Origin of the sequence: Caballeronia sp. LZ003 (assembly GCF_031451465.1) — a bacterium.
Classification (GTDB): Bacteria; Pseudomonadota; Gammaproteobacteria; order Burkholderiales; family Burkholderiaceae; genus Caballeronia.
This window is the reverse complement of the sequence record NZ_JARUXJ010000132.1, coordinates 1-610: the sequence shown is the minus strand read 5'-3', so window position 1 is coordinate 610 and position 610 is coordinate 1. Positions and strand designations below refer to the sequence as shown.

Annotated in this window: 1 pseudogene; it reads left to right on the top strand. The window is 60.2% G+C overall.

Annotation, left to right across the window (positions count from 1 at the left end):
- Window positions 1-58: 58 nt before the first annotated feature.
- Window positions 59-610: pseudogene (locus tag QCE79_RS33430) on the top strand (general stress protein); the annotation flags it as partial.

Here is a 610-nt window from a genome sequence, read left to right as displayed (position 1 = left end):
AACCAGCGCACGCGCAACATTCCCGGCTTAGCGTAGGCCTTTTTATGGAGATGCTGCTATGACTCAAACCATCATTGGGATATTCGATAGTTTTCAAGACGCCGAGGCTGCACAGAATCGCCTCGAAGCAGAAGGCGTCGCCCGTTCCGACATGAGCGTGCACGCGAACGATGCCGGTTCTACTCTCGGTACCGACACGGCCACGCGCGATGTGACGACTAGCGGTACCGGCGAGCAGCACGAAGGCGCGATGGGACGTATCGAACACTTCTTCAAGAACCTTTTTGGCGACGACGACCGTCCCGAGGAAGTCGGCCACTATCAAGAAGCGGTTCGTCGCGGCGGTGCGCTCTTGTCGGTGGACGTGCAAGACGAATCCGCAAGCGAGCGTGTACGCGACGCACTGTATGCGGCAGGCGCTGTTGATATTGACTCGCGCGTCGCCCAGTGGCGCGGTGCCGGCTATACCAGCTACGATCGGAGCGCTCCTGCCTACACCGCTGACCAAGTCGCGGCCGAACGACAGGCGTTTCCAGTTGTGCAGGAGTCGTTGGAAGTCGGCAAGCGTGTCGTCCAGACGGGCGGTGTACGAGTGTACTCACGGCTGACG